Source organism: Caldanaerobacter sp. (assembly GCF_049701115.1).
In the GTDB taxonomy this organism is placed as follows: Bacteria; Bacillota; Thermoanaerobacteria; order Thermoanaerobacterales; family Thermoanaerobacteraceae; genus Thermoanaerobacter.
Window position 1 is genome coordinate 1 of sequence record NZ_JBNATX010000058.1, and the last position, 7387, is coordinate 7387.

8 protein-coding genes and 1 tRNA gene are annotated in these 7387 nt (G+C 33.4%); 3 read left to right on the forward strand and 6 right to left on the reverse strand.

Translation table 11 applies throughout. The annotated features are described in order from the left end of the window. Nucleotides 1–7: 7 nt before the first annotated feature. Nucleotides 8–83: transfer RNA gene (locus tag ACPLVE_RS10635), tRNA-Trp, on the reverse strand. A 147-nt stretch (nucleotides 84–230) separates the two neighbouring features. On the opposite strand from ACPLVE_RS10635, the gene ACPLVE_RS10640 reads away from it, so the two are divergent. Then, nucleotides 231–1298, forward strand: a complete 1068-nt coding sequence (locus ACPLVE_RS10640; protein WP_424611526.1) for a transglutaminase domain-containing protein — start codon at nucleotides 231–233, stop codon at nucleotides 1296–1298. 22 nt (nucleotides 1299–1320) lie between these two features. On the opposite strand, the gene ACPLVE_RS10645 is transcribed toward ACPLVE_RS10640, so the two are convergent. From ACPLVE_RS10645 to ACPLVE_RS10665, 5 genes are all read right to left on the reverse strand, one after another. Then, nucleotides 1321–2472, reverse strand: a complete 1152-nt coding sequence (locus tag ACPLVE_RS10645; RefSeq protein WP_424611527.1) for a serpin family protein — start codon at nucleotides 2470–2472, stop codon at nucleotides 1321–1323. Nucleotides 2473–2726: 254 nt separating this feature from the next. Further along, nucleotides 2727–3590: a DUF4367 domain-containing protein gene (locus ACPLVE_RS10650; protein ID WP_424611528.1), complete on the reverse strand. Its 864-nt coding sequence runs from the start codon at nucleotides 3588–3590 to the stop codon at nucleotides 2727–2729. Next, nucleotides 3583–4182 (reverse strand): RNA polymerase sigma factor, encoded by a 600-nt coding sequence (locus tag ACPLVE_RS10655; protein WP_424611529.1) that lies wholly within the window; start codon nucleotides 4180–4182, stop codon nucleotides 3583–3585. The genes ACPLVE_RS10650 and ACPLVE_RS10655 overlap by 8 nt, the downstream gene beginning before the upstream one ends. Nucleotides 4183–4419: 237 nt before the next feature. Next, nucleotides 4420–5352 carry a sigma factor regulator N-terminal domain-containing protein gene (locus ACPLVE_RS10660; protein ID WP_424611530.1) on the reverse strand — a complete coding sequence of 311 codons (933 nt, stop codon included), beginning with the start codon at nucleotides 5350–5352 and terminating at the stop codon, nucleotides 4420–4422. Continuing rightward, entirely contained in the window at nucleotides 5353–5817 is a 465-nt protein-coding gene (locus ACPLVE_RS10665) for an RNA polymerase sigma factor (RefSeq protein ID WP_424611531.1), read from the reverse strand. Nucleotides 5818–6084: 267 nt separating this feature from the next. Here ACPLVE_RS10665 and ACPLVE_RS10670 point away from each other — a divergent pair, with 267 nt between their 5' ends. Together ACPLVE_RS10670 and ACPLVE_RS10675 are read left to right on the forward strand one after the other, a co-directional pair. Beyond that, nucleotides 6085–6705 (forward strand): nitroreductase family protein, encoded by a 621-nt coding sequence (locus ACPLVE_RS10670; RefSeq protein ID WP_424611532.1) that lies wholly within the window; start codon nucleotides 6085–6087, stop codon nucleotides 6703–6705. After that, a partial coding sequence (locus ACPLVE_RS10675) for a sulfite exporter TauE/SafE family protein (protein WP_424611533.1) occupies nucleotides 6705–7387 on the forward strand: 683 nt, incomplete at its 3' end. The genes ACPLVE_RS10670 and ACPLVE_RS10675, both read left to right, overlap by 1 nt.

Below are 7387 nucleotides of genomic sequence, written 5' to 3' on the forward strand. Positions count from 1 at the left end.
ACAATAATGGCAGGGGAGACAGGACTTGAACCCGCAGCCCACGGTTTTGGAGACCGTTGCTCTACCAGTTGAGCTACTCCCCTGCGCGATTTTTATTATAGCATATAAAACAAGCTTTAGTCAATAATTTGTGCCCTTTTTTATAAATTTATTCATGAGTTTTGTTTGTGTGGTATAATTGAATAGAGGGTAAAATTAGATTTAAGCCCGCATAACAGGGGGTATACAATTTGAGGAAAAATATTTTTTGGCTTATATTGACTGCAGTAATAGTTTTTGTCATATTTTTTAACTCGAGTACAAGCCCTTTGATTACTGCTTTTGAAGAAAAAGTCTCTTTAATAGAGCAAAGAATGAGTGATTCAAAACTTGTTGGAAGTTTTCTGTCTTATTTAGAATCAAATTTTAAAAATAGGATAATATGGGATAATGGGCGTCTTATAATTGACTTTAGAGTTAAAAAAGAAACTGATGAAAAGCCTTCTTTAAAAGATTCTCTTGGCGGAGCGTACGTTAACCCTTTGCTGGAGGTTACTAATGAAAAAGATATGTATGTTCTCATTAAAAATAGCTTAGAAAATACGGCAAGCGATGTGAGTTTTGTCGTAAGTCCTTCCTTTTGTGGTTCAAATTGTTCTATAGATGATGTACTGGGTAAGACATCTGAAATTGCCAAGTTGATTTTATCCCATCATCCAGAACTTGCATATGCTGATAAATGGAGTATTTCAGCTTCAACTTATAAAAATAATTCTTATAAAATTACGATTGCTTTCAATTATTTCTATCCATTAGACAAAGTAAAAGAGATGAAAGCAGAGACAGAGGCAAAGGCTAGAGAAATAATTTCAAAGATTATAAGTTCTAAAATGACAGATTTACAAAAAGCAAAAGCGATACACGACTATATCGTTAAACATACAAAATATGATTACAAAAACTATATAAATGGGACAATTCCACTCGAGTCATTTACAGCATATGGAGTATTGGTTAAAGGGGTAGGAGTGTGCCAGGGTTATACTGCTGCTTTTAATTTGCTGGGGCGATTAGCAGGGTTGGATAGCATTGGGGTTTCTGGAACTGGAATACGCAATGGAAAAGAGGTTCCTCATGCCTGGAATATGGTGAGGATTGATGGTAAAGTAAGGTATATTGATGTCACGTGGGATGACCCAGTTCCTGACAGAGGAGATAAAGTGATGTATACCTACTTTAACTTAACAGAAAAGCAAATAGAAAAAGACCATAAATGGAATAAAGAGGACTTTTCTGAAAAATATTTTGATTACAAATAAAGAGTCAGACAATGCTGACCCTTTATTTCAAGCTTAGAACCGTTCCGATAAATATTGGAAGATTTGTACTGTTGTCAATTATCGCAAATATGAAAGGTCTGTTTAACTTTACTAGTTTGGAATTTACTGGCATGCCACTGGTTTTTATGTCAACGGATGTTACAGCACCGGCTTTTGTGCCCAGCTCGTCTACTGATATAAAAGTTTTATGCAGCACTTCTGAAATATACAAATTGCCAATGTCTGACTTTCCAAGCTTACTAAAATCAGCCTTGTCTGGCAAGAAAGCATCAGTCATACCAAGGGATTCTAGGGTTTCATTCATTTTAATTGTATATTCGTATTTAAATTTTGGAAGAAAAGCACGTACAAGAGTTATTTTGGCGTTTTTTATTAAATCTATAAATTTTTGGCCTGTCAATGTTTTTATATATTCGTTTACAGAAATGTTTTCATCAGGGAGAATAGCCACAAAACTATAATGGTTCTTAGCGTAGGGTTTAACAAAGCCGACTGCATTCTCTTCTTCAATGTACAGGTTTTCTTCTGAGTTCATAAATTCAACTTTTTGTCTGTTTCCATGTACATCAGTGAATATATCTTCATGTACACCGGCTTTTTCGTATACTGTCTCCCATTCTGCATCAAAAGCTACAGCATTAATCAGATACATGACGTCTTCCGGGTCAATTTTGTTTAATATTTTGTCAATCATTCCATTTGTTTTCGATTTTACCCAGTTGTTTATGTCACTTACTGTGCTGCTGTCAAATGCAGCTTTAAAAATATCGGCTTTATAGTAATCTGCAATTATCTGAAGAAAATCTTTAGAGGGTATAAAATTATTTTCTTTGAACCATATTGAATTGGCGATGGTTAATTTTGATTTTTCTTCATTGGGAAGCTTTTTCGTATACGTATAGAGGTATTTGTTTAATTCTTCAATTGAAATGTCTCTTCCTAGTACTTTTTCCATTTGTGAAAGAGTTTCATTATCTGCTCCATTTGCTGTCATGGCTAGTGCTAGCATTACTGAAAGCGGAGAGATTAAAGAATTTTTCTTATCATTAGTTGATTTTTTAAAAAGCTCAATTGAGAAATCAGCTGTATTATTTATAAACTTTTCATCTATGTTTTTTTCACTTACTGGATTTTTATTTATTCCTTCTATCAAATTTGCAGCTCGAACTTTTGAGGGAAAAAAAAGAACATCCTGTTGTATTCATTAACATTGCAATGAATATTGTGATGCTGAGTATTGTTGTAAAAAGCTTTTTTAGTTTTAAAATTTCCATGATAAGTATCACCCTTTCTTGTGATCTTCTACTAAGTTAGACGAATTACATCATTAAATGTTCCGTAAAAAATAAATTTTGATGAAATAAACTGCCTAGAAAGCTTTTTATAAGCTTTCCAGGCAGATAATTTTTATCTTATTGATTCTGCCATTTTCACTGCTTCTTCTTTTGTGAGGTCCTGACCGCTTAAGTGATATGTTAGACCATTAACCTGCCAGTACAATTCATAACGCTTTGCTGTTTCTAATTTTTCACTCATTTTCTTATCAGAATTTTCATCAGATGAAAAAGTAATAACTTCTTTTTCTATCCAATAGCCAGTAGTGCCATTTATATCAACTTTTTCCGCATTCCTTGCAATATTTGTAAACGCAGGAAGTAAAGGATCTATACGAAGCCATATTGTTTTTAATTGATTGTTTTGTTCATTTATGAAGGTTGCTAAAAAGTATTTGCTCACACCTTTATCTCCCTTATCTCCAAGCATGCCATGCAGCTTGTATCCTTCAGGAAGGTAGGAGGGAAGTTTTATTTGCATACCTAAATATTTTTCAGCTTCCTCTAATGATGAAAATTTTTGTGTATGTCCTTTTATAGCTATCTCTTCAGAGTTATTGCCATCAAATTTTCTTATACTCATACCTACTTCATTACCCTTGTCGTCTGTGCCTTTTAATACTATGAAGTCTTTTCCTTCTTCTACCACTTTCATAGTTATTACTCCTAATTTTAGGAGGGCATCACTGGCTATTGCTTTTGCTGAAGGTGATACTCCTAAGGTAATTCCTAATGTTAAAGCAGCAATGACAACTGCTGCAACAGCTTTTTTCCATAAAGGCATAGTTTTTAATCTCATTACAATATCTCCTCCTTTTTTATTTAGTAGTATTCTTTCTTTTACATTTAGAATTAGGTTATCTTTAAACTGAATTTCTTCTGTCTTTTCTTTTAGAGTTTGGCTAAGTAGGATTTCTAATTCTTCTTTTTTATTCATCTTTGATTCCTCCTTGTAATTGAGGATTACCTACAGGCCTGTAGAAATTTAAATGAGACTCTTTTAGCTTTTCTTCTAATTTTTTTATTCCTCTGTGAAGCCTTGATTTTACAGTTCCTTCAGGTAATTTCATTATTTTTGCAATTTCTTTTATTGAAAACTCTTGATAATACTTTAAAATTATTATTGTGCGGTAGTGGGGGTCTAATGTATATAAACTGTCAATGAGTAACTTTTTTAACTCTTTTTCTTCATAAATTTCTTCTGTATCATCTTTTTCTGAGTGAAAGTCTTGTCCTGCTTCTTTCAAGGCTTCTAATGAAAAATTGTTTTTATTCTTTTTTATATAGTCATAGCATATCCTTGTTAAAATCCTGTAAAACCAGTTTTCAAACGCTTGAGGGTTTTTAAGCTGATAAATTTTCTGGTAGCACTGAAAAAATGCTTCTTGTACACATTCTTCTGCTATGTGTTTGTTGCCGGTGATAAGATATGCGGTTTTTAATGCTTTTGGGCCTACAAATTTCATAACATGTTCAAAAGCTTCAAAATCGCCTTTTTGTACTTTTTTGATAATATCTGTTATATCCAATATCTTGTCACCTCTTCTTTGGGAGCTCCCTCTACTATATAAGAGGGGAAAATTGATAAAAAGTTCCCTTATAGTACAAGAAAAGCCATTATATAATTGAGTCACTAGAAAAAGGAAAACAGGCGGTGATATAATAGAACAACCGCCTTTTTCCCTTTGTAGCAGGACCTTTGATTTTTGTTATATTAACTTTCGCAGGTATGCGATGGTTTAAGGAAAAGGATGTACTCGATTGAGTTAATAAGGAGTTGTAACTATACCTAAAACTGCTCCCCTTATAATTGAATTAGAGGACAACTTTTGTAAGGATTCAGGATGTCCCACCACTACAACTCCGTAGTATTTTATGCCCTTTTCCTTTAAAAAACTTACTGTTCTTTTTAGATTTGTCGAAGAATAACTTTGCAAATTACTGAGTTGTTCCAGCTGTTTTAAAAATTCTTTTTCGCCATCACGGCTGTCAATATAGGGGTTTCCAACCAATCTTTCCGCAAGGTAGTTTTTTTCTTTATAGTCGTTTTCTTCAAAAACCAAAACAGCACCCCACATTAGCTTTAAATCCTCAGGTATAATAGTTTTAATTTCGCTGAGGGTTAAAGGCCTGTCAAAAGATAAAGCCATTTCAACGAGATTATCGTTAGGTATATTTTTTAGTACATCAAACTCTCTTATAACTTTATCGTATTTTACTGCGGGATTGTAAAATTTTAATTTTGGCACGGCATAAGGAGCAAGGTATTCTTTTGTACCTTCTGGTATGGCTTGGTCAGTTTCGATAACACAAAAAGATTTGTCACCTTTAATTTGTTCTCCTCCCCAAAAATCAAAATCAACTATCATTATTCCAGCAGGATAAGGTTTATTTCCTATTAACCTTAGGAGATAATATTCTTTTTGTCGCCCAAATAGTCTAACATCATAACTTTCTCCTGCAATTGCAATGGTATTAGGCTCAGTAAATTTAACAATATCCGGATAAAAGCTATTTATACGGTTTTCTTGATTCTGTAGCATCATTTCGGGAATTATGAAGGTTAATACAAAAACACCTATGGCGATAATTAAAGAAATTATTATTATGCGAAGTATGCTTTTAAAACGAGCTTTGCGCAAAAAAGCTTTTTCGTCAAAAGATATATCGCTTATTGGTTTATTTAAATCTGATCCCATTTAACTTTTCTCCTCCTCTTTTAAATATTCTTTTAATTTTTTCCTTAGTCTCCATACCATTGTCTTTACTGTATTGGAATTGGTTTTTAAGTAAGAGGAAATTTCTTCATTTGACATTTCTAATATGAATTTAAGGTAAAAGAGCTTTTGCTCATTGAGAGTAAGCCTATTAACTGCTTTTTTTATTACTTCTTTATTTTCAAACTGTTGAAACTCTGAAAAGGTACTTTGAGGAAAGGCATCTATAATAGAAACTGTCACATCTTTTTTGGTTTTGCGCAAAAAATCAGTGTATTTGTTTCGCGCCGCAGTCAAAACATAAGCTTTTAGCTTTCCCTCTTGAATGCCGTCTAAATTCAAGTATGTGGAAAGCAGAGCTTCTTGAGCTATGTCTTCAGCGTCAGCCTGTGGTACACCCAATTTAAGTAAATAATAGAATGCAGCTTTGTACAAATCCTGCCACATTAACTCCTCCTCCTTATAACTTTTCATTAATAAAGACGTTTGAGGGATGAAAAAGTAAACAAATTAAAAATATGAAATATGCAAAAATTCGTTGTTATTTCGATTATAACTCAAAAGAGCTTGTTCTAAAGCTTTTTTTAAAAAGGCAGGAAGGATTTCATACTTTTATGGAGAATATAAATCTATTATCGGCATTTTTTAAAAACTGGGCATACCATTTTTGGGTTAGTTTTGTAATTCTGAATTAAAAAAGGAGAGTGTATAAGTATGAAAGAATGCCAGAAACTTATAACAGAGAGAAGGTCTATCACATTTTTTGACACGACAAAAGAAATATCCTATGACCTTATAAAAGAAGTCCTTGAGGTAGCTGCTACAGCGCCTTCGGCTAATAATCTTCAGCCTTGGGAGGTAAAAGTTATAAAGGACAAAGAAAAAAAGAAAATTCTCAAAGAAATCTGTTTTAACCAACAAAAAGTAGAAGATGCCCCTGCTGTAATTGTAATAATAGCAAATCCTAAGGCGGCATTAGAGAATATAGACAGAGTTTTAGACAGCTCTATTGAACTTGGATATATGAAAAAAGAGAGAAAAGAGGCATCAAAAGAAAGAATTTTATCAGTTTGGCAGAATGAAGAACAGGCTAAAAGAAAGGCTATAAGAGACTCAGCTCTTTTTGCGATGAACATAATGATTGCTGCAAGAGTTTATGGCCTTGAAACTCATCCTATGGACGGCTTTGATGAGGATAGGCTAAAAGAATTTTTAAATATTGATAAGTATATGTATGTACCGATGATAATAGCAATTGGATATAAGGATCCTGAAAAAGATTTACTGCCAAGAGCCTATAGATTTAAATTTGATGAATTTGGGGAGATTATCTGATGAAGAACTACCTGATAATTTTGGTAGCCTCTGTTTTGGCAGGGGCTACTAATTCAATAGCAGGAGGGGGGACTTTAATAACTTTTCCAGCCCTCGTATGGGTTGGTGTAAATCCTCTATCTGCCAATGTAACAAATACTGTTGCTCTTTGGACCGGTTCTGTCACAGGTGCATGGGGCTTTAAAGAAAGACTGTATCATGCGAAAGAACTTTTAAAGTTTTTAACATTGCCTTCTTTACTCGGAGGCACTTTAGGGGCTTATTTTCTTATGATAACTCCTCACAAAGTCTTTGCTTTTATTGTGCCTTTTTTAGTTTTATTTGCTACTGTGATTTTAGCATTAAATGATAAAATCCATAGATTTACTTTAGAAGAAGGTGCAGATAAGAAAAAGACTTCTTTAGTAATAGTTTTTGTACTTCAGTTTCTTACTTCTTTGTACGGTGGATATTTTGCTGCGGGTATAGGTATTTTGATGCTGGCTACCTTAGGGATTGCCGGCATTGACGATATACACACTGCAAATGGCATAAAAAATGTATTATCTCTTTTTATAAACATAACTTCAGGTTTGGTTTTGATTTTTAGCGGTAAAGTAGTATGGGTATATGCATTTATTTTAATGTTAGGTTTTGCTTTAGGGGGGTATTTGGGTGCAGTGATATCACAAAGGTTTGATGG

What these genes read in the sequence shown, in the direction of transcription:
- ACPLVE_RS10660 (WP_424611530.1), bottom strand. Translation starts at nt 5,352, where the DNA reads ATGGGATCAGATTTAAATAAACCAATAAGCGATATATCTTTTGACGAA.
- ACPLVE_RS10665 (WP_424611531.1), bottom strand. Translation starts at nt 5,817, where the DNA reads ATGTGGCAGGATTTGTACAAAGCTGCATTCTATTATTTACTTAAATTG.
- ACPLVE_RS10670 (WP_424611532.1), top strand. Translation starts at nt 6,085, where the DNA reads ATGAAAGAATGCCAGAAACTTATAACAGAGAGAAGGTCTATCACATTT.
- ACPLVE_RS10650 (WP_424611528.1), bottom strand. Translation starts at nt 3,590, where the DNA reads ATGAATAAAAAAGAAGAATTAGAAATCCTACTTAGCCAAACTCTAAAA.